This window comes from Nocardioides sp. L-11A, assembly GCA_029961745.1.
Lineage (GTDB): Bacteria > Actinomycetota > Actinomycetes > Propionibacteriales > Nocardioidaceae > Nocardioides.
In genome coordinates this window covers 1,331,298-1,351,620 of record CP124680.1, presented here as the reverse complement: position 1 = coordinate 1,351,620, position 20,323 = coordinate 1,331,298, and the positions used below count along the sequence as shown (strand labels likewise).

The 20,323-nt window shown below is 70.6% G+C and carries 18 protein-coding genes; all 18 read right to left on the bottom strand.

The window, feature by feature from the left end:
- Positions 1 to 78: 78 nt before the first annotated feature.
- Entirely contained in the window at positions 79 to 192 is a 114-nt protein-coding gene (gene rpmJ / locus QJ852_06295; protein ID WGX98046.1) for a 50S ribosomal protein L36, read from the bottom strand.
- Positions 193 to 235: 43 nt separating this feature from the next.
- Positions 236 to 457: a translation initiation factor IF-1 gene (infA, locus tag QJ852_06290; GenBank protein WGX98045.1), complete on the bottom strand. Its 222-nt coding sequence runs from the start codon at positions 455 to 457 to the stop codon at positions 236 to 238.
- Between the two features lie 192 nt (positions 458 to 649).
- Positions 650 to 1,696 carry an LLM class flavin-dependent oxidoreductase gene (locus tag QJ852_06285; GenBank protein WGX98044.1) on the bottom strand — a complete coding sequence of 349 codons (1,047 nt, stop codon included), beginning with the start codon at positions 1,694 to 1,696 and terminating at the stop codon, positions 650 to 652.
- A 42-nt stretch (positions 1,697 to 1,738) separates the two neighbouring features.
- The gene (locus tag QJ852_06280; GenBank protein ID WGX98043.1) at positions 1,739 to 4,153 is read right to left on the bottom strand and encodes an ATP-binding cassette domain-containing protein; all 2,415 of its coding nucleotides are present in this window, start codon (positions 4,151 to 4,153) and stop codon (positions 1,739 to 1,741) included.
- 42 nt (positions 4,154 to 4,195) lie between these two features.
- Positions 4,196 to 5,245, bottom strand: coding sequence for a TerC family protein (locus tag QJ852_06275; protein ID WGX98042.1), 1,050 nt, complete (start codon positions 5,243 to 5,245; stop codon positions 4,196 to 4,198).
- A gap of 215 nt (positions 5,246 to 5,460) precedes the next feature.
- The gene (locus tag QJ852_06270; protein ID WGX98041.1) at positions 5,461 to 6,621 is read right to left on the bottom strand and encodes an isochorismate synthase; all 1,161 of its coding nucleotides are present in this window, start codon (positions 6,619 to 6,621) and stop codon (positions 5,461 to 5,463) included.
- Between the two features lie 5 nt (positions 6,622 to 6,626).
- Positions 6,627 to 13,511, bottom strand: coding sequence for a DUF5979 domain-containing protein (locus QJ852_06265; protein ID WGX98040.1), 6,885 nt, complete (start codon positions 13,509 to 13,511; stop codon positions 6,627 to 6,629).
- Between the two features lie 218 nt (positions 13,512 to 13,729).
- Positions 13,730 to 14,569: a type I methionyl aminopeptidase gene (gene map / locus QJ852_06260; protein ID WGX98039.1), complete on the bottom strand. Its 840-nt coding sequence runs from the start codon at positions 14,567 to 14,569 to the stop codon at positions 13,730 to 13,732.
- Between the two features lie 205 nt (positions 14,570 to 14,774).
- Entirely contained in the window at positions 14,775 to 15,350 is a 576-nt protein-coding gene (locus QJ852_06255; GenBank protein ID WGX98038.1) for an adenylate kinase, read from the bottom strand.
- Positions 15,347 to 16,660 (bottom strand): preprotein translocase subunit SecY, encoded by a 1,314-nt coding sequence (gene secY / locus QJ852_06250; GenBank protein ID WGX98037.1) that lies wholly within the window; start codon positions 16,658 to 16,660, stop codon positions 15,347 to 15,349. Before secY ends, QJ852_06255 begins: the two co-directional genes overlap by 4 nt.
- A 184-nt stretch (positions 16,661 to 16,844) precedes the next feature.
- On the bottom strand, positions 16,845 to 17,285 hold the full coding sequence (gene rplO, locus QJ852_06245) for a 50S ribosomal protein L15 (protein WGX98036.1): 441 nt from the start codon (positions 17,283 to 17,285) through the stop codon (positions 16,845 to 16,847).
- Between the two features lie 2 nt (positions 17,286 to 17,287).
- A complete protein-coding gene (rpmD, locus tag QJ852_06240) occupies positions 17,288 to 17,476 on the bottom strand; it encodes a 50S ribosomal protein L30 (protein ID WGX98035.1) in 189 nt (62 codons plus the stop codon).
- On the bottom strand, positions 17,476 to 18,120 hold the full coding sequence (rpsE, locus tag QJ852_06235) for a 30S ribosomal protein S5 (GenBank protein WGX98034.1): 645 nt from the start codon (positions 18,118 to 18,120) through the stop codon (positions 17,476 to 17,478). The genes rpmD and rpsE overlap by 1 nt, the downstream gene beginning before the upstream one ends.
- Before the next feature lie 25 nt (positions 18,121 to 18,145).
- Positions 18,146 to 18,529, bottom strand: coding sequence for a 50S ribosomal protein L18 (gene rplR, locus QJ852_06230; protein WGX98033.1), 384 nt, complete (start codon positions 18,527 to 18,529; stop codon positions 18,146 to 18,148).
- A gap of 1 nt (position 18,530) precedes the next feature.
- Positions 18,531 to 19,070, bottom strand: coding sequence for a 50S ribosomal protein L6 (rplF, locus tag QJ852_06225; protein WGX98032.1), 540 nt, complete (start codon positions 19,068 to 19,070; stop codon positions 18,531 to 18,533).
- Positions 19,071 to 19,092: 22 nt separating this feature from the next.
- Positions 19,093 to 19,497, bottom strand: coding sequence for a 30S ribosomal protein S8 (rpsH, locus tag QJ852_06220; protein ID WGX98031.1), 405 nt, complete (start codon positions 19,495 to 19,497; stop codon positions 19,093 to 19,095).
- A gap of 69 nt (positions 19,498 to 19,566) precedes the next feature.
- On the bottom strand, positions 19,567 to 19,752 hold the full coding sequence (locus QJ852_06215; protein WGX98030.1) for a type Z 30S ribosomal protein S14: 186 nt from the start codon (positions 19,750 to 19,752) through the stop codon (positions 19,567 to 19,569).
- A gap of 1 nt (position 19,753) precedes the next feature.
- On the bottom strand, positions 19,754 to 20,323 hold the full coding sequence (gene rplE, locus QJ852_06210) for a 50S ribosomal protein L5 (GenBank protein ID WGX98029.1): 570 nt from the start codon (positions 20,321 to 20,323) through the stop codon (positions 19,754 to 19,756).

The following is a 20,323-nucleotide window of genomic DNA, read 5'->3' as shown; positions in this document are numbered from 1 at the left end:
CGCTCCGGAGGTGATTCGCCGTCGTAGTCGACGGCTAAGCGATCACGTAGTTGTCGTATTCAGTTGTGGGACGAGAACTCAGCCCTGGCGCTGCTTGTGGCGCGGGTTCTCGCAGATCACCATGACGCGGCCGTGGCGACGGATCACCTTGCACTTGTCACAGATCTTCTTCACGCTCGGGTTGACCTTCATGTCAGCCCTTTCTTGCTAGTGGCGGGAGTGACGCCGGTGGGCGTCACTTGTAGCGGTAGACGATCCGGCCCCGCGACAGGTCGTACGGCGAGAGCTCCACCACCACGCGGTCCTCGGGGAGGATCCGGATGTAGTGCTGGCGCATCTTGCCGCTGATGTGAGCGAGGACCTTGTGGCCGTTGCTCAGCTCGACTCGGAACATGGCGTTCGGAAGGGCCTCCACGACGGAGCCCTCCATCTCGATGACGCCTTCTTTCTTCGCCATGTCTCACAATCTGCTCGGGAATGTTGCGTGCTACCGGTGGCCCGGGAACCTCTCGGCCGCCCACGGGCGGCCGAGTGGACCTCGTGGGCCGTGCACCACACACAGAACCCACGTTGGACCGACACGCCAGTCTATGTGCAGGCCCCAGCGAACTCCCAATCCCCGAGGCCGGTGGGCACCGCGAGCGGCGCCTCAGCCCGCCAGGAGCTCCAGGGTCCGCACCCGCGCGGGCGAGGTACGCGCGTCGGTGCCCCGCAGGGCGCCCCCGACCGGGTTGACCATCACCTCGTCGACGCCGTACGACGCCGCGAGCTCGGTCAGCTCGGCACGTGCGCCGGCGGCGTCGCCGATCACCCAGCGCCGCCGCATCGCGTCGATCAGCGCCTCGTGGCCCTCGGGCAGACCGGCCTCGACGATCGTCTCGGCGTCCTCGATCGTGCGCTGGGCGACCAGCGGCTGGCCGGTGCGCAGCGCGAGCATCTGGAGCAGCTGCGGGAGCGCCTGGCGCCGCGCCTCCTCGGCGGTGTCGGCCACCGAGGCGTTGACGGTGAGGAAGGTGCGCGGCTCGGCCGACTCGGGCGACGGCCGGAAGGTGGAGCGGTACAGCTCCAGCGCCTCGGCGGTGCCGGAGCCGGAGAAGTGGTGGGCGAAGACGTAGGGCATCCCCTTCTCCGCGGCGAGCCGGGCGGAGTAGTCGGAGGAGCCGAGCAGCCAGATCTGCGGCACGGACTGCGCCGCGGGGGTGGCCTTGAGGACGTGCTGGGAGCCGCGCAGGGCCAGCCCGACACCGGCCGGCTCCATCATGGCGAGCACGTTGTCGACGTACTCGGGGAAGCGGGTGACCGCCTCGTCGCTCACGCCACCGGCGCCGTGGCGCAGCGCCCAGCTGGTCACCGGGTCCGAGCCGGGCGCGCGGCCGATGCCGAGGTCGATCCGGCCCGGGAACGCCGCCTCCAGGAGCGCGAACTGCTCGGCGACGACGAGCGGCGCGTGGTTGGGGAGCATCACGCCGCCCGAGCCGACCCGGATCCGCTCGGTCGCGGAGGCGACCAGCCCGATCACGACGGGCGGGTTGGTCGCCGCCACCGCCGGCATGTTGTGGTGCTCGGCCAGCCAGTAGCGGCGGTAGCCGAGCCGGTCGGCCGTCCGGGCCAGGTCGAGGGACGCCGCGAGTGCGTCGCCCGTGGCCTGGTCGCTACGGACGGGGACGAGGTCGAGGACGGAGAGTGCGAGAGACATCGTCAGGTCCAAGTCGTCCGGGCCCTCGGGCATTCCCGGGTCTCAGTCGTCGGCGGTCGCGCTGCGCCGCACCAGCAGCAGACCGATGCCGAAGGCCGCGGCACCGAGCAGGACCAGCATGCCCAGGTCCATCAGGTAGTGCCCGGCACCGCTCTGCGCGATCCAGTCCTGCCGGTCGGTGCCGGCGAAGCGGTCGACGAGCTGGATCGCGGAGGCGGAGGCGGCGTACCCCCAGCGTGACGGGGAGAGCCAGGCGAGCTGCTCCAGACCGGCGCGGCCGGCGATCTCGAAGAGCGCGCCGGACAGGACCAGCTGCAGCATCACCAGTCCGACGAGTGCCGGCATGGTCTGCTCGCTGCTGGTCACCAAGGCCGAGAGCGCGAGGCCGATGACGACCATGACCGCGGACAGCACCGCGATCGCGAGGGCGACCCGGAAGGTGCCCGCGGTGCCGTCGGCTCCGGGCAGGCCGACGGTCGCCAGGAAGGTGACGGCCAGGCCCTGGGCGAACGCGGCGGTGCCGAGGACCAGCAGCTTGCTGGTGAAGTAGATGCCGGGCGAGAGCCCGACGGCGTACTCCCGCCGGAAGATGGGGCGCTCCCCCACCAGCTCGCGGATGGCCAGTGCGGTGCCCATCAGACAGGCGGCCACGATGAGCACCGTGAGCCGCTGCTGTGCCTCGCCGACCCGGCCGCCCGACGCCAGGATCGAGATCCCGTCGGAGCCCGGGACCACGCGACTGAGCCCGCCGAGGATGAGCGGGAGCAGCACGAGCATGCCGAGCAGCAGCCGGTCGGCGAGCACGACGGCGAGGTTGCGCCGGACCAGGGTGCCCAGCTGCCGGGTCACGGACTGCCGCGGCGGAGCGGGTACGGCGCCGCCGTACGACTGCCGCGGCAGCGAGGCAGTGTCGACGGCGTGCTGCTGGGCGGGGATCCGCTGCCACAGGTCGGGCTCGTCGAGCAGGTCGAAGACCTCCGGGTAGGTCGTCACGCCGAAGTGGGCGAGGACCCCGGCGGGCGGGCCGAAGTAGGCGATCCGGCCGCCCGGCGCGAGCACGAGCACGTCGTCGCAGACGTCGAGCGCGAGCACCGAGTGGGTCACGACCATGACCACGCGGCCGTCGTCGGCGAGGCTGCGCAACTGGCGCATGACCTCGAGGTCGAGGCCCGGGTCGAGGCCGGAGGTCGGCTCGTCCAGGAAGAGCAGCGGCGGGGCGGTGAGCAGCTCGGTGGCGATGGAGACCCGCTTGCGCTGGCCGCCGGAGAGCTGACTCCCGATCCGGTTGTCGAGCCGCTGGGTGAGCTGCATCTGCTCCGCGACGGTCCGGACCCGGTGATCCCACTCGGCCGCGGTGGTGTCGGGCGGGAGCCGGAGCTGGGCGGCGAAGCGCAGCCCCTGCCTGACCTTCAGCTGGGGATGGAGGATGTCCTGCTGCGGCACCAGGCCGATCTGGAAGCGGAGCTGGTCGTAGTGCTCGTAGAGGTCGTGGCCCTGCCAGATCACCCGGCCGTGGCTGGCCGGCCGCAGGCCGGTGAGCGCGCCGAGCAGGGTCGACTTGCCGGAGCCGGACGGGCCGATCACCGCCGTCAGGCTGCGCGGCTGGAGCTGGAAGGAGACGTTCTCGATCAGTCGCCGGCCGCCGCCGACGATCTGGGTCAGCCCGTCGGCGTACAGGGTGAGCTCGTGCGCCGTGGCCGAGGCGATCAGCTGCCCGCCGTCCCAGCGGAAGGTCTGGTTGCCGAAGATCACCTCGGCCCCGACCGCGAGCGGCACCGCGCCCTGCACCCGGCGCCCGTCGACGAAGGTGCCGTTGAACGAGCCGAGGTCGTGCAGCACCGCGGGCGCGGCCGGCGTCGCGGGCTCGAGTCGCGCGTGGCGGCGGCTGACCAGCGGGTCGGCGAGCACGATGTCGTTGCCCCGGTCGCGACCGATGGTGAGCGCGGAACCCGCGCGGACCTGCTGCGGCAGGACGACGGAGTGGCCGTGCGGCAACTGGCCCGGTGGGAGGACGCCCGCCGGGCGCCAGGCGTCGACCGGCCCGCCGCTCGCGGGGACCTGCGGGGGCGGGAGGTTCCTCCAGAACTCCCCCGCAGGCGGCGGCACGGGCGGCGCCTGCGGCGGCACGGGCGACACGGGCGGCGAGGCGGGCACCGGCCGCGAGGTCGCCGCCACCAGGCTCACGATCACCTGCTCACCGGCCGGTCCCCCGAGATGGAGGCTGACCGGCGCGCCGGTCAACGGCAGCCGCGTGACCCGCCGCCCCGCGACATAGGTGCCGTTGCTGCTGGCGTCGACGACGACCCAGCCGCCGTCCTCGCGCTGCAGCACGGCGTGGCGCCGCGACGCCCGGGTGTCGGTGACGGGCACGTCGCAGTCGAGCTCGCGCCCGACCACGACCTGCGGCCCGGCGAAGGTCCGGGTCCCACCGGCCCACTGCACCTGGAGTCGATCCACGACCGACACCCTAGTGTCGGGCGGGCCGCCGGCCCCGGCAGGTCAGCGCCAGTCGGGGCCCGCGGTGTCGTCGACGTCGGCCGGCTCACGCGGGGCGGTGGCGTGGTCCGCGACGTGGTCGTCGCCACCGCGCGAGGACTTCCACAGGCTCGCGACCGCGGTGACGATGAGGGTCACGATGATCACGCCGAGGCTGAACAGCGACGGGATGTCCCAGACCTTGACGTGCTCGCCGCCGTTGATGAACGGCAGCTCGTTCTCGTGCAGGGCGTGCAGGACCAGCTTGACGCCGATGAACGCGAGGATGAACGCCAGGCCGAGCGAGAGGTAGACGAGCTTCTGGAGGAGGCCGCCGAGCAGGAAGTACAGCTGGCGCAGGCCCATCAGCGCGAACACGTTCGCGGTGAAGACGAGGTAGGGCTCCTGGGTGATACCGAAGATCGCCGGGATCGAGTCGAGCGCGAAGAGGATGTCGGTGACGCCGAGGGCGATGATCACGATGAGCATCGGCGAGACGAAGCGGACGCCGTTCTCGTGGTACCAGAGCTTGAGGCCGTGCCAGCTGTCGCCGACCCGCATCCGGCGCCGGGTGAAGGCGACGATCGCGTTGTCCTCGGGGTGCTCGTCCTCGTGGGCGCCGTAGGACTTCACCAGCTTGAACGCGGTGTAGACCAGGAAGGCGCCGAAGGCGTAGAAGATCCAGCTGAAGTTCTCGATGAGCGCGTAGCCGAGCGCGATGAAGATGCCGCGGAACACCAGGGCCAGGACGATGCCGACGAGCAGCGCCTCCTGCTGGTACTTCCGGGGCACTTTGAGCGCGGACATCAAGATGATGAAGACGAAGAGGTTGTCGATCGACAGCGAGTACTCCGTCAGCCAGCCGGTGTAGAACTGGATGCCGTAGTCGTGCCCGTGGTGGACGAGGATGAACACACCGAACGCCACAGCGGCGCCGACGTAGACGGAGAGCGCGATGGCGCACTCCTTCATCGACGGCTCGTGCGGATCGCGAGCGATCACGAAGACATCGAAGAGGAGGACTCCGACGGTCACCGCGATGGTGATCGTCCATTCCAGGGTGGTCACGTCCATAGAGGTGTCCCTTCAGGGGCGGATGCGTCGACAGATCGCCCGAGGTCTCTTCCGCTGCCGACGCCTGGGGCGCCGTGGTGCAGCCTACGGGACCGGAGCGGGCGACATCGACCGCTCGTGATGACGAGCCCGCAGCGAAGGAGTACTCCCCCCTGGTGCGCGGAATCCTCGCACGCGCGCGGCGCGAGGGTCCAATCAGCAGGGCCGACCCGGCGTCAGGGCAGGCCGGTGACCCGGGCCATGGTGGCGAGCTTGGCGCCGGTCTCGCGCACCTCGGCGGCAGGATCGGATCCGGCGACGATCCCGGCGCCGGCGAACAGCCGCAGCCGGGGCCCGTCCATCACGGCTGCGCGGATGGTGATCGCGAACTCGCCGTCGCCGTGCCGGTCGACCCAGCCCACGCACCCGGCGAACCAGTCGCGGAGGTCGCCCTCGAGGTCGGCGATGACGGCATTGGCGGCCGCGGTGGGTACGCCGCCCACGGCCGGGGTCGGGTGGAGCAGCTGGGCCAGGCGCAGCGCGCTCGGCCCGTCGACCGGATCGGCCAGCCGGGCGTGGATCGGGGTGGCGAGGTGCCACACCGTGTCCGTCGAGAGCAGCTCCGGGGTCGCGGGGTACTCGATCTCGACGCAGACGTCCTTGAGCGCGTGCACGATCGCCTCGACCACGAAGGCGTGCTCGGCGAGGTCCTTGGCCGACTGCTGCAGCTCGCCGGCCCGGCGCAGGTCCTCGTCGGGGTCCTCCGAGCGGGGCACGGAGCCGGCGAGGGGGGTGCACGAGATCTCGGCGCCCGCGCGGCGCACGAGCAGCTCCGGGCTGGCCCCGACCAGGATCGGGCCGTCCTCGGGCGCGGTGCCGTCGGCACCCGGCGGCCCCTCGACGCCCGGCACCAGCGGGACACTGAAGACGTAGCGGCCCGGCCGCGTGGTCAGCAGCCGGTCGATGATCTCCGCGGGCACCAGCGGCGGGTCGCTGAGGACGTCGAGGCAGCGGCCCAGCACCACCTTGTGGAGGTCGCCGCCGGCGATCCGCTCCAGCGCGGTGGCCACCATCACGGCGTACTCGTCGGCCGTGGGGAACTCGGTGACGTCGTAGGTCCGCTCCACCGACTCGTCCCGATCGGGTCGCTGCAGGGCGTGCTCGGAGCCGACCACCACATGGGCGAGGCCGGGAGCCCCGGCGGCGAAGGACAGGGCGCACAACGCCCGCTCGTCGGGGCCGAGGCCGGCGACGACCTCGTCGGCCCAGGCCGGGTCGGCCCCGTCGGGCGTCGTCCGGGTGCGTCGCACCGCACGGGCGACGTACGCCTGCTCGCCCGACGCGAAGAGCATCGGGCGAGCAGCGAGCGCCGCGGGGGTGATCGGATCCCGCGCCATACCTCTCAGCCTAGATGACGTCCCGGGCGACGCCGACTGCGGAGCACGCCCAGCAGTCCGGCCAGCACCAGCAGGCCACCGAGGACCAGCTGCCAGGGTCGGTACGGCGCACCGGCGTTCGGCAGTCCGGCGCCACCGCGCTCGTCACCCCCCGCGGCGACGGCGTCGAACTTGTTGACGACGCGCACCGAGGCCTGACCCGGCCCACCGGTCGGCGTGAGGTCGACCGCGATCGACGTCTTGCGCGACTTCGTGACCTGGCCCGCGACCGTTGCCGTCATCGACGTCGACGCCGCACCGCCGTCCTTGGTCTCCGTCAGCGTGCAGGCCGCACTCGACGGCAGCTCCTGGTAGGACGCCCGGTAGCCGTTGCCCTTGGCGAGCACGCGCTCCGCGCCGCCGGGCACGTCGAAGGCCACCCGTTGGCCGTCGACCAGCCAGGTGCAGGCCAGTGCCACGCGGAACGGGCCCTTCGCACCCTTGGCCGACTCGTCGCCGACGACCTCCTTGGTCACGTCGAGCGACGTCAGCCGGAAGGTGTTGGTCGCGGTCAGCGACACCCGGCTGGTCTCGGCCTGCTGGTCCGGCGCCGGCACCTCGACGACGCCGTCGCCCGGCGCGAGCACGCTCGACGTCGCGCCTCCGGTGCCGGTCTCCTTCACCGCGCAGGACGTGCCGATCGCGAACGGTCCGACCGTGCGGGACGCGCCGGCGGCGAGCCGGATCGTGTCCTGGTACGGCGTCTGGCCGCGGTACGTGCAGGTCATCTGGAAGGAGAAGGTGCCGGTGCCGTAGCGAGCCGCTCCGTCGCCGTCGACCTTCTTCTCCAGCGTCACGGTGCCCGCGTCGTAGGCGTTGGTGATCTCGACCTCCGCCGGGTCGGTGCCAGGGGTGACCGTCGCCGAGCCGTCGCCGTGGTCGACGACGTTGTCGCCGGTGACGACGATCTGGTCGGCGAAGAACCGGTCGGTCTCGGTCACCTCGCAGGAGGCCCCCACCGGGATCCGGTCGGCCGGCGCGGTGAAGGTCTCGCCGTCCTCGAGGGTGAACTCCAGCTCGGTCGTGCCGGCGCCGTCGAAGGTGACGTCGCGGCCGGTGATCGACTCACAGCGCAGCGTGAAGGTGAACGGCCCGAAGGTGGTACCGGTCGCCGTGGTCTGCACCCGCTTGGTCACCGACAGACCGGTGAACCGGTAGTCGTTGGTGATCGTCGCGCTCTCGACCGTGTCCGGGTCCTCGACGTCCACCGTCACCGGCGTGCCGGACCGCGAGGTCTCGCCCCACTCCCCGACCGAGCCCTCCTCGGTGAAGGTGCACGAGCTGCCGTTCGCACTGATCGGCACCCCCGCGATCTGGGTGAGCCAGTCGCCGGCGCGGCGCAGCTCGACCACCGCGTCCGCGCCGAGGTCGAGCGGCACGCCACCGGCCTCGCACGCCACGGCGACCCGGATCAGGTCCGGCGCGTACGCCGCGGCGGGCCCGGTGATCTCCTTGCGGATCTCGGCGGCGCCGGTGTGCAGGTGCACGCCGACCCGGCTCGGGGCGATCTGCCGGAACATGTTCCGGTCGGTGTACTTGAACTTGATGCCGTGCTGGTTCCAGGCGAGCAGGTCGTCGCCCGGCACCGTGCGGGGAACCCCGCTGGCGTCGGTGTCGGTGGCCATCACGTTCGTGGTGGAGAAGGTGACGTCCACGGCCTCGCCGGCCCGCAGCGAGCCCTGGGGCGTCGTACGGAAGTCGAGGTGGACGCGGATGCCACTCACCTTCGACCAGTCGGTGTCACCGTCGGCGACGGACCACGACTCGCCGTTCTGCTCGCAGACCGGCTGGGTCGGCAGCCCGGTCCAGGTCCCGGTGCAGACTCCGGGGCTGGTCGTGACCTCGACCCGCTGGGTCGTCCCCGCCGGGGCGTTGACCTGCAGCGAGCCGTCCACCAGCTGCGGACGGTACGCCGAGCCGCGGGCGTTGCCCGAGACCAGCTGGAGGTCGCCACGCACCGGGAGCTGGTCGAAGACCGTCATCTCGTCGATGGTGACCGTGCCGGCGTTGACGCTGTGCAGGACCCAGTCGTCGGTGCCGTCGACCTCACTGTTGGCCACACAGGGCGAGCGGTAGTAGGAGCCACCGGTCGCGGCCAGGGTGGGGCTGCAGGTCGTGGCCGGGTTGGCCGGGTCGAACGCCCCGCCGAGCGAGCCACGGACGCCCTTGACCGTGTAGAGGTTGGGCCCGTCGACCGTGCCGACGAAGTCGGACGTGCCGCAGGTCTGCTTGTCATTCGCCCAGTCGTCGGTGAGGCCGCCGTTGGACACCACGTTGCGGCACGAGGTCAGGGTCTCCTCGGTGCGCACCGTCATCGTGTTAGTGGCCTTCTCCCCACTGCCGAGACCGGGCTGCAGCTCGAGCTGCAGCCGGATCCGGAAGACCTCGCCCGGGAGCATCCGGGCGCCGTCGACGGGCCAGGTGAACCGGAGGACGGATCCACCGGACTCCGGGGTCACCGTCACCTGGTCGGACAGCGTCCCCGTCGGGTCGGCCGTGTACGTCGGCTCGACCCCGGTGTAGAGCAGCTCCGGCGGCAGGACGTCACGCAGGTCGGTGAGGGTGAGGTAGCCGGTGCCGGCATTCTCGATCGTCAGGTCGAAGGGCACCAGCTCACCGACCGCCGCCAACCGGGTGCCGTCGTTGGTCAGCTTGCGGACCGCGATCTCCCGGGTGCCGGGCGACAGCTCGATCGTCGCCGTCGCGTCGGTGCGCGGCGTGTTGTTGCCGTCCGGGCGCGTCGTCCACGAGGTCTGCGTGTTCTCGATCTCGCCGTCGAAGGTGACCGGGTTGCCCGTGTCGCGGTAGGTGTCCCGCAGCCGGACGCCGATGATGGCGTTCGCCGACCAGTTCGGGGCCGGGACGGTCGCCGAGAACAGCTGTCCGTCGGCGCGGGTGAAGGTGAACCGGACCCCCTGGACCTGGCCGTCCGGCACCGCGGGCAGGACCACGGCGCCGGCCGGCGCCGGCGATCCCTCCACCCACTGGGTGCCGTCGTAGAGGTCCACCTGAACCCGGTCCGCACCGGCCGGCAGGCTGACGCTCTGCAGGCCGTCGAACCGGAAGGTGTTCCAGAAGTCGGGCGAGTCGGCCTGGTCCTCGATCACCACGCGCTGCGGCGAGAGCGTGCTGCGCGGGTCGGAGCCCTGGTTCGCGCCGAGCGTCACCGTGACCGGTACGTCGGGCTTGGGCTCGTTGATCAGGCTCGGCGTGATCGTCTTGGTCGGGGTGATGTTGACCAGGCCACCGGTCAGCACCAGCGTGGCGTCGGCGACGTCACCGGTCGTGACGCCGGCCCCCGCGACGGGGTCGTAGGACTGGGCGAACACACGGTTCACGACGTCGAAGGTGTCCCCCGCCCGCAGCACCTGGTCGGCCCCGGTGCTGCGCAGCGTGGGCCGCAACCGGGTGGCCAGGCTCACCGTCAGCTCGTTGTCCTGGGTGATCGTGCCGCCGGACGTCGCCGGGTCGGTGTGCTGGAAGGTCACGCTGACGCCGACGATGGTCCCCGGGTCGCTGACGCCCGCGTTGACCGCGGCCATCGTCGACCGCTCCGAGGAGTAGGTCTGCGTGGCCTGGTCGTAGCGCAGCAGCCACACGACGGTGGCCGCCGGGTCGATCTGCCCCGGCTTCGACGCGGCGATCGTGATGCCGGTGATGTCGAAGCGCTCCATCGGGTTGGGCCGCGAGGCGCTGCCGAGGTGGTCGGCGTCGAGGTCGAACGGATCCGCGTTGGCACCCGTGGCGTCGGCGCTGCTCTGACAGTCCGCCACCGTGGTGTCGGTGCAGGTCGCCGGGTCCGTCAGCCGGACGTACGACGCGCGCGCGGTCGACCCGTTGTTCCCCCTGAGCACCCAGGTGGCCGTCGGGTAGCTCCCGGCAGGGGTCCCCACCGGGGGCACGTGCACCTGGGTCGTCGGGGTGACCGCCTTGGTCACCTCGACCACGGGCTCCGGGTCGAGGATCTGGATGGTGTCGGCCGCCGTGTCGGTGACGGGCGTGCCGCCGCCGACGGGCGTGCCACGCAGCTCGGTGTCGTTCTCGACGACGCCCTCGTCCGTGGTGTTGTAGTCGCGGTCCGCGACCACGAACGTGCCGTCCGAGCGGGCCTTGTCGCGCACCTGCCAGAGCAGTGAGAACCGGCGGTCGGTGCTGCCGGCCCCGACGCCGGAGCCGGGGTCGGGCGCATACGGGTCGAAGGCGTCGCCGGACAGCTGGGCCGACTGACGCCGGTCCGTGTCGTCCGCGGTCTCCTCGACCACGATCCGGACGCCTCGCGTGGAGGCCCGCTGGGGACCGGTCAGCTCGTAGCCCTTGAAGCTGCCGTCGGCTTCGCGCCAGCTCCCGCCCGGCGCCGGCACGACGACCCAGCTGCTGCCGTCGTAGAGCGCGACCTCGGTGACCGTGTCGTAGCGGAGGTACCAGCCGGTCGAGTACGGGGTGTTCGACACGCCGACCCGCTCGATCCGGACCAGGTCGAAGGCGTCGTAGACCGTCTGCGCGACAGGCGTGGAGGCCGGATCGGCCGCACCGTCGCTGATCCGTACGGGCGAGAGGCCCTTGCTCACGTTCCAGTCGAGATGGGTCGTGGACCGGTCACCCGACTGGGCGTCGACCGCGGAGTCGGTCCAGGTCTTGTCGATGTCGACACCCGGCCCCGGGCCGCCGTCATCGGTGACGACCGTGCCCGTGCCGACGTCGCCGTCGGCGTCGTGCAGGTCGTTGCCCCCGGCCGACTCGCCGTCGGCGGTGACGGTCGCCGAGTTGAGGTACGGCGTCGGCGTGTCCGGTCCCGGCGTGACGGCACCGCCGCCGCGCAGGGCGCCGCGGGCCTCGAACTCCAGGTTCGGGGTGAGCGTCACGTTGCTCGGGAAGCCGGTGTCGTGGTGGAACGAGAACCGGATGCCCTGGACGCCGTCGCGGTCCAGGCCGACCAGAGCGAGAGCGGCCGCCGTCGCCGCGGCGTCGCGCCGCAGGACGCTCGCCTCGGACAGCGGCCCGTGCACGAGCAGCTCGTGCCAGGTGCCGTCGGTGTCCTGCACCTCGACGGTCAGCGTGGTCTCGGCCGGCACCTGCGTCGGCGCGATGGAGACCAGGTCGAACGCGTCCCAGAACTCGGCGGTGCCGGTGCCGACGACGTCCTCGACCACGATGTCGTGGACGACCGCGCCGTCGCCGTGGGCGATCACGTTGGCGTTGAGCGACGAGATGACCGACTGCCCGGGGGCCACGGCCGAGCCGGGCCGCACGGTCTTGTCGAGGGTGGCGGTGATCGCCGGGTCGACGACCCGCAGCGTGTCGGTGTCGCTGTCGGTGTCGGTGAGGCCGTTCGAGGCCTCGACCGCGGCGTCGACCTTGTTGGTCAGCGTCTTCTCGGCCAGGCCGCCGGTGGCGTCCTCGGTGGTCGCGATGGTGAATCCGGCGCCGCCGGTCTCATCGGCCGCGATCGGGCCGGTCCAGGTGATCTCGAAGCCGGAGATCTTGCCGGACGGTGCGGTCGGCACCTGACCGGAGCTCACCGGCTGCTGCTCGGTGCCGCCGGCGAGGAGGTGGTAGGTGACCGTCGCCCCGGTGGCCGCGGCCGGCCAGGTCAGCGGACCGGAGAAGCCGCCGAAGGTCACCTCGTCGGTGAAGAAGGCGAGGTCCGCGACCGTCAGGCTGGTGACGGGCACGCCGCCGTTGGTGCCGGTGATCGTCGCCGGGGCGTCCTGGCCCGCGGTGATGCTGTCCGGCGAGATGTTCTTGTTGGCCTCCACGGTCGGGATGGCCGGCTTGACGACGTACGACGCCTGGCCGTCGTCGCGCACGGTCGGCTGGCCGTCGAGCGTGGCGGAGCCGGTGGTCACGTTGTCGACCCGGTGCTCGGCACTCGACAGGTCGCTGCCGTCATCACGGTCGGTGGCGCGCTGGGTCAGGTCGAGATCGAGCGCGATCCGCTGACCGGGGGCGATGGTGCCGTCGCAGGTGACCCGGATGCCGCCGACCTGAGCGTTCGTCACGCCGGCCGGCAGGGCCAGCGGATCGCCGGCGGGCGCGTCGGCGCCCTGGACCCAGCTCCAGGTGCCACCGGAGCGGACGTAGGCGTCGACGCGGGCGGTCGTACAGCCGGTGGGCAGGGTGACGTCGCCGAAGCCGGCGAAGTCGGTGATGGTGAACGGGTTGCTCGGGTCGAGCCCGGCAGCGCCGTCCGCGGCGTTCTTCGGCTCCTGGATGACGAGCCGGTCGACCGCGACGTTGCTGGAGTTGCGGGCCGTGAGGCCGATCGTCGACTCCGCACCCGGGTCGAACGACTGGCTCGCCGGCGCCCAGGTCTTGTCGACGGCGACGCCGGTGGTGATCGGCGCCTCGACGTTGATGGTCGCGCTGCTGGTCTTGGTGTTGGCGTTCGAGGCCGACACCCGCGCAGGGTTGACGATGTCGCCGCTACGGCCCGGCGGGTAGTCGTCGGGCACCTTGAGCGAGATCGAGATCGTGTAGGTCGTACCCGCCTGCAGACCCACGCCCACGGGGCCGTCGGTCGGCTGCAACAGGTCGACGGTCATGCTGGTGCCCGCCACGACGGTCTCCGGCGCGGTCGATCCTCCGCCCGGCTGCCAGGTCACGGTGCGCGGCACGGTGGTCGCGTTCGGGCTGAACTGGACGCTCACGATCGGGAACCCGACCAACTCGTCCGGCAGCTCGTCGACGATCTGGGTGTCGAGGCAGTCGTCCTCCGAGCACCGCACCTGGATCTGATAGGTGAAGTTCTCCCCCGGTGCGGGGGTGGTCTTGTCCACCGACTTGTCGATCTGCAGCGACTCCGGCGCCGCCGACGACGGTGGCACCACCATCAGCGCGCTCAACATCGTCATGAGCATCGCCAGGCCTCCCACAACCCAACGACGCATGCTCCCGCCCTGAAGCGGGCGTACCTGTCCCACGGTATGTCCCTCCCTATGTCCCAGGAGAGACGGTACGGGTGAAAATGGACGAGCAACGAATCTTCGACCCGAAAGTTATGCAGGTCTCACCAGATATCCCCCGGATCCTCCCCCGGCGGGCAGGTCGGGTTCACCCCTCGACTGCGGGCTCAGTCGCCGCCGTACGTCGCGCCGAGCTGCTCGAGCCGCGCGCGGCCGCCGTCCTCCGCGGTGAGCACCCACACCCCGGCCGCCGTGAGGGCGAAGGTGTGCTCGTAGTGGGCGGCCCAGCCGCCGTCGGAGGTGACGACCGTCCAGTCGTCGGCCGCCACATCGGTGGCCGGGTCGCCGAGCGTGATCATCGGCTCGACCGCCAGCGCGATGCCCTCCCGCAGCCGGGGGCCACGGCCCGCGCGGCCCTCGTTGGGCACGTCGGGCTCCATGTGCATGGCCGTGCCGATCCCGTGGCCGGTGTAGCCGTCCACGATCCCGTAATCCCCTTCGCCGTGGACGTACGACGCGACCGCGTGGGAGATGTCGCCCACCCGTCCGCCGCTCCGGGCCGCCGCGAGGCCGCGCCAGAGCGCCTCCTCGGTGACCCGCATCAGCTCGGCGACGTCGGCGCGCACCGGGCCCACCGCCACGGTCGTCGCGGCGTCCCCGTGCCACCCCTGGCCGTCGTCGTCGAAGGCGATCGCCCCACAGTCGATGGAGATCACGTCGCCCTCGGCGAGCACACGACCGCCCGGGATGCCGTGCACCACCTCGTCGTTGACCGAGGCGCAGATGCTCGCGGGGAACGGGGGCTCGCCGTACCCGAGGAACGACGGGACGCACCCCTCGTCACGGATGCTCTGCTCGGCGAGGGCGTCGAGCTCGGCGGTCGAGACGCCAGGGCGGACCGCCTCACGCACCCGCGCGAGGGTGCGGCCGACCACGAGGCCGGCTGCACGCATCGAGCGCACCTGCTCGGGAGTCTTGATCTCGATCCGGTGCTGGCCGAAGAACACCGTCAGGCCGCTCTCGTCGCCCGGGCGGCGAGGTCTGTGGGCCGAGCTTGCGAGACCCGGGCGGCGAGGTCCGTCTGCGACACGCTCGGGCGGTTCAACAGCCCGGCAGCGTGGCGCACGGCGGCGAAGCCGCACGGGCCGAAGCCCGCGGGCCGAGCTTGCGAGGTCCGGGCGGCGAGGTCCGTTTGCGACACGCTCGGGCAGTTCAACTCTGCGGCAGGTCGTCGAGCGCGTCGAAGATCCGCTGCTGGACCTCGGCGATCTCGCCCATGCCGTCCACCGAGACGACCAGGCCACGCTCGGCGTAGACGGCGATCAACGGCTCGGTCTCCGCGGCGTACACCTCCTGGCGGCGCCGGATGACCTCCTCGTTGTCGTCGGCGCGGCCCTCGATCTCGGCGCGCTTCAGCAGCCGGCTGATCAGGGCCTCGCTGTCGACCGTCAGGCACAGCACGGCGTCGATCCGGTGGCCGGTCTCCTCGACCATCGTGTCGAGCTCGGTGACCTGGGCCAGGGTGCGCGGGTAGCCGTCGAGCAGGAAGCCCTTCTCGGCGTCGGGCTCCGCGATCCGGTCGCGGACCATGTTGTTGGTGACCTCGTCCGGGACGTACTCCCCGGCGTCCATGTAGCGCTTGGCCTCGATGCCGAGCGGCGTGCCCTGCCCGACGTTCGCCCGGAAGATGTCTCCGGTGGAGATGGCCGGGACGCCGAAGTGCTCGGCGACCGCCTTCGCCTGGGTGCCCTTGCCGGCGCCCGGCGGGCCCATGATCAGAAGCCTCAACGCAGGAATCCTTCGTAGTTGCGCTGCTGGAGCTGGCTCTCGATCTGCTTCACGGTGTCGAGCGCGACGCCGACCATGATCAGGATGGACGTGCCGCCGAACGGGAAGTTCTGGTTGGCGTTGATCAACACGAACGCGATCAGCGGAACGAGCGAGATCAGACCCAGGTAGAGAGCGCCCGGCAGCGTGATGCGGGACAGGACGTAGGACAGGTAGTCCTGGGTCGGCTTGCCCGCCCGGATCCCGGGGATGAAGCCGCCGTACTTCTTCATGTTGTCGGCCACCTCTTGCGGGTTGAAGGTGATCGACACGTAGAAGTAGGTGAAGAAGATGATCAGACCGAAGTACGCCGCCATGTGGATCGGGTGGCCCTGGTCGACGAGGTACTCGTTGACCCACCGGATGAACTGGTTCGGGTTCTCCTGGTTGAACTGCACCGCCATCGCCGGCAGGTAGAGCAGCGACGAGGCGAAGATGACCGGGATGATGCCCGCCTGGTTGACCTTCAGCGGGATGTAGGTCGAGCTGCCGCCGAACATCTTGCGCCCGACCATGCGGCGGGCGTACTGCACCGGGATCCGGCGCTGCGCCTGCTCGATGAAGATGACGGCCGCCACGAGCACCAGGCCGATCACGACCACGATGCCGAAGGTCCACCAGCCCTGGCTGATCTTCACCTGCCACAGCGAGGCGGGGAAGGTCGCGACGACCTGGGTGAAGATCAGGATCGACATGCCGTTGCCGACGCCGCGCTCGGTGATCAGCTCGCCGAGCCACATGATCACCGCGGTGCCGGCCGTCATGGTCACGACCAGGACCAGGAAGGTCTCGGTGTTGTTGGAATGCAGCAACGGGTACTGCGAGCTGTCACAGCCCTGCAGCAGGTTGCCGGTGCGCGCGAGGGCGACGATGCCGGTCGCCTGCAGGACCGCGAGGCCGAGCGTGAGATAGCGCGTGTACTGCGTGATCTTCGTCTGGCCGGACTGGCCCTCCTTCTTGAGGGCCTCGAGCCGCGGGATCACGACGACGAGCAGCTGCAGGATGATGCTCGCGGTGATGTACGGCATGATGCCGAGCGCGAAGATCGTCAGCTGGAGGAGCGCTCCGCCGGAGAACAGGTTGACCAGACTGTAGAGGCTGGCGTTGCTGCCCTCTTCGACCACCTTGATGCACTTCTCCACGTTGGAGACGTGCACGCCAGGTGCCGGGATCTGCGACCCGGCCCTGAAGATGACGATGATCAACAGGACGAACAGCAGCTTGCGCCGCAGGTCCGGGGTCCGGAAGGCGTTCACGAACGCGGTGAGCACGCGGGTCCTCTTCTCTCATCGCTGGCCTTGTGGCCGCGGGGAAGCCTAACAGGGGGCACACAGCCGCCGGTCCGGTACGCCGAGGAAGTCGGGCGAAGCGAGCGGCGAACTGACGGCGGAGACGAACGAGGGGCGTCGTCGGACCGGGAGTTCCCCCAGATCCGACGCGCCCCTCGCAGCGTCGTCACAGGACCGTGACGGTCCCGCCGGCGCCCTCGATCTTCTCCTTGGCCGAGGCCGAGAACGCATCCGCGCTCACCGCGACCTTGACCGTCAGGTCACCCTGCCCGAGCACCTTGACCGGGTGGCCCTTGCGGACCGCGCCCTTGGCGACCAGCGTCTCCGGGGTGACGTCGCCGCCCTCGGGGAACAGCGTGCTGATCCGGTCGAGGTTGACGACCTGGAAGGTCACCTTGAACGGGTTCTTGAAGCCCTTGAGCTTCGGGAGCCGCATGTGCAGCGGCATCTGGCCACCCTCGAACGCGACCGGGACCTGGTAGCGGGCCTTGGTGCCCTTCGTACCACGACCGGCGGTCTTGCCCTTGGAGCCCTCACCACGACCCACGCGGGTCTTGGCGGTCTTCGCACCCGGCGCGGGGCGCAGGTGGTGCAGCTTGAGCGTCATTGTCACTCGCCTCCGACGACCTCGACCGTCACCAGGTGACGGACGGTGTGGACCATGCCCCGGATCTCGGGACGGTCCTCCTTGATCACGACGTCGCCGATCCGCTTGAGGCCCAGGCTGCGCAGCGTCTCGCGCTGGTTGGCCTTCGTGCCGATCTTCGACTTGGTCTGCTGGACCTTCAGCTGTGCCATCAGGCCGTCACCGCCTCCGGCGTGGAGGCCTTGGCGGCGGCCGCAGCGGCCTCGCCCTCGGCCTTGGCCTTGAGCAGCGCCGCCGGGGCGACGTGCTCGACGGGCAGACCACGCCGCGCCGCCACCGACTCCGGCTGCTCCAGCATCTGGAGCGCCGCGACGGTCGCGTGCACGATGTTGATCTGGTTGGACGAGCCCAGCGACTTGCTGAGCACGTCGTGGATGCCGGCGCACTCCAGGACGGCGCGCACCGGACCACCGGCGATGACACCGGTACCGGGGGCGGCCGGGCGCAGGAACACCACGCCGGCGGCCTTCTCGCCCTGGACCGGGTGCGGGATCGTGCCCTGGACGCGCGGGACGCGGAAGAAGTTCTTCTTCGCCTCCTCGACGCCCTTGGCGATCGCCGCCGGGACTTCCTTGGCCTTGCCGTAGCCGACGCCCACCAGACCGTCGCCGTCACCCACGATCACGAGGGCGGTGAAGCTGAAGCGACGACCACCCTTCACGACCTTGGCGACGCGGTTGATGGCAACGACCCGCTCGACGTACTGGTTCTTGTCGGCGCCGCCGCGGCGGTCGTCGCGGCCACCACGGCCGCCACGGTCGCCACCCGAACGCTGTCCGCGCTGGGCTCCGCTCATGATCTCTCCTCAGTCCTGTTCGCGGTCAGAAGGTCAGGCCGCCCTCGCGGGCGCCATCTGCCAGGGCCGCGATGCGACCGTGATACTTGTTGCCGGCGCGGTCGAAGACGACCGACTCCACGCCCTGCTCCTTGGCACGGGCGGCGACGAGCTCGCCGACCTTCTTGGCCTTGGCGGTCTTGTCGCCGTCGAGGGCGCGCAGGTCGCCCTCGAGGGTCGAGGCCGACACCAGGGTCTTGCCGACCAGGTCGTCGACGACCTGGGCGGTGATGTGCTTGCTCGACCGGGTGATGACCAGGCGCGGCCGCTCGGCCGTCCCGGAGATCTTCTTGCGACCGCGGATCTGACGACGCGTGCGCGAGCTCGCGCGAGCGGACAGCTTCCGCTGGTACTTCAGGGTGATCGCCATGTCACTTACCAGCCTTTCCGACCTTGCGACGGACGTGCTCGCCGGCGTACCGGACACCCTTGCCCTTGTAGGGCTCGGGCTTGCGGAGCTTGCGGATGTTGGCGGCGACCTCGCCGACCAGCTGCTTGTCGATGCCGACGACGCCGAGCTTGGTCGGGCCCTCCACCGTGAAGGTGATGCCCTCGGGGGCGTCGAAGATGATCGGGTGCGAGTAGCCGAGCTGGAACTCCAGCTGCGTCGGGCCCTTGGGCAGGACGCGGTAGCCGACGCCCACGATCTCGAGCTTCTTCTCGTAGCCCTCGGTCACGCCGACGACCATGTTGTTGATGAGCGTGCGGCTCAGGCCGTGGTAGGCCTTCGAGAGGCGCTCGTCGTCGGGACGCTTGACGTCGAGGACGCCCTCGCCCTTCTCGACGGTGATCGGAGCGACCACGGTGTGGCTCAGGGTGCCCTTGGGGCCCTTCACCGTGACGGTGGCGCCGTCGATCTGGACGTCGACGCCCGAGGGGACGGGGACGGGGAGCTTGCCGATGCGCGACATGTTCTTCTCTCTCCTTCCCTTGTCACCAGACGTAGGCGAGGACTTCCCCACCCACGCCCTTCTGGTTGGCCTGACGGTCCGTCAGCAGACCCTGGCTGGTCGAGATGATCGCCACGCCCAGGCCACCGAGGACCTTCGGCAGGCCGGTGTGCTTGGCGTACACCCGCAGACCGGGCTTGCTGATCCGGCGGACGCCGGCGATCGAGCGCTCGCGGTTGCGGCCGTACTTGAGGGTGACGGTCAGCAGCTTGCCGACGCCGTTCTCGTTGTCGGCGACCGCGAAGGAGGTGATGTACCCCTCCTGCTTGAGGATCTCCGCGACGCCTTCCTTGAGCTTGCTGTACGGCATGGTCACCGCGTCGTGGTACGCCTGGTTGGCGTTGCGCAGACGCGTGAGCATGTCTGCGATCGGGTCAGTCATCGTCATGATGTGTGTTCTTTCTGCTGTGGTTTCCACTCAGCAACGACAGGCGAGTGGACCTTCAACGGTTGGGTGTTACCAGCTCGACTTGGTCACGCCGGGCAGCTCGCCACGGTGCGCCATCTCGCGCAGGCAGATCCGGCACAGGCCGAACTTGCGGTAGACGGCCTTCGGGCGACCGCAGCGCTGGCAGCGCGTGTAGCCGCGCACCGCGAACTTGGGCTTGCGGGCCGCCTTGACCTTGAGCGCGGTCTTCGCCATGTCAGTTCTCCTTGAACGGGAAGCCGAGCTGCTTCAGCAGCGCGCGCCCCTGCTCGTCGTTGGTCGCCGTGGTGACGATGGTGATGTCCATGCCCCGCTGGCGGTCGACCTTGTCCTGGTCGATCTCGTGGAACATGACCTGCTCGGTCAGGCCGAACGTGTAGTTGCCCCGGCCGTCGAACTGCTTGGGCGACAGGCCGCGGAAGTCGCGGATACGCGGCAGCGCGAGGGCCAGCAGGCGGTCGAGGAACTCCCACATCCGGTCGCCACGCAGCGTGACGTGCGTGCCGATCGGCATGCCCTCACGCAGCTTGAACTGGGCGATCGACTTGCGGGCCTTGGTGACCGCCGGCTTCTGGCCGGTGATCGCGGTGAGGTCGCGGATCGCGCCCTCGATCAGCTTCGAGTCGCGCGCGGCCTCGCCGACACCCATGTTGACCACGATCTTGGTCAGCCCGGGGACCTGCATGACGTTGGCGATCTCGAACTCGGCCTTCAGCGCCGGGAGGATCTCCTCGCGGTACTTCGTCTTGAGGCGAGGGGTGACCTTCTCGATGGTGGACTCGCTCAT

What these genes read in the sequence shown, in the direction of transcription:
- rpmJ (WGX98046.1), bottom strand. Translation starts at nt 192, where the DNA reads ATGAAGGTCAACCCGAGCGTGAAGAAGATCTGTGACAAGTGCAAGGTG.
- infA (WGX98045.1), bottom strand. Translation starts at nt 457, where the DNA reads ATGGCGAAGAAAGAAGGCGTCATCGAGATGGAGGGCTCCGTCGTGGAG.
- QJ852_06285 (WGX98044.1), bottom strand. Translation starts at nt 1,696, where the DNA reads ATGTCTCTCGCACTCTCCGTCCTCGACCTCGTCCCCGTCCGTAGCGAC.
- QJ852_06275 (WGX98042.1), bottom strand. Translation starts at nt 5,245, where the DNA reads ATGGACGTGACCACCCTGGAATGGACGATCACCATCGCGGTGACCGTC.
- QJ852_06270 (WGX98041.1), bottom strand. Translation starts at nt 6,621, where the DNA reads ATGGCGCGGGATCCGATCACCCCCGCGGCGCTCGCTGCTCGCCCGATG.
- QJ852_06265 (WGX98040.1), bottom strand. Translation starts at nt 13,511, where the DNA reads ATGACGATGTTGAGCGCGCTGATGGTGGTGCCACCGTCGTCGGCGGCG.
- rplO (WGX98036.1), bottom strand. Translation starts at nt 17,285, where the DNA reads ATGACGCTCAAGCTGCACCACCTGCGCCCCGCGCCGGGTGCGAAGACC.
- rpmD (WGX98035.1), bottom strand. Translation starts at nt 17,476, where the DNA reads ATGGCACAGCTGAAGGTCCAGCAGACCAAGTCGAAGATCGGCACGAAG.
- rpsE (WGX98034.1), bottom strand. Translation starts at nt 18,120, where the DNA reads ATGAGCGGAGCCCAGCGCGGACAGCGTTCGGGTGGCGACCGTGGCGGC.
- rplR (WGX98033.1), bottom strand. Translation starts at nt 18,529, where the DNA reads ATGGCGATCACCCTGAAGTACCAGCGGAAGCTGTCCGCTCGCGCGAGC.
- rplF (WGX98032.1), bottom strand. Translation starts at nt 19,070, where the DNA reads ATGTCGCGCATCGGCAAGCTCCCCGTCCCCGTCCCCTCGGGCGTCGAC.
- rpsH (WGX98031.1), bottom strand. Translation starts at nt 19,497, where the DNA reads ATGACGATGACTGACCCGATCGCAGACATGCTCACGCGTCTGCGCAAC.
- QJ852_06215 (WGX98030.1), bottom strand. Translation starts at nt 19,752, where the DNA reads ATGGCGAAGACCGCGCTCAAGGTCAAGGCGGCCCGCAAGCCCAAGTTC.
- rplE (WGX98029.1), bottom strand. Translation starts at nt 20,323, where the DNA reads ATGAGCGAGTCCACCATCGAGAAGGTCACCCCTCGCCTCAAGACGAAG.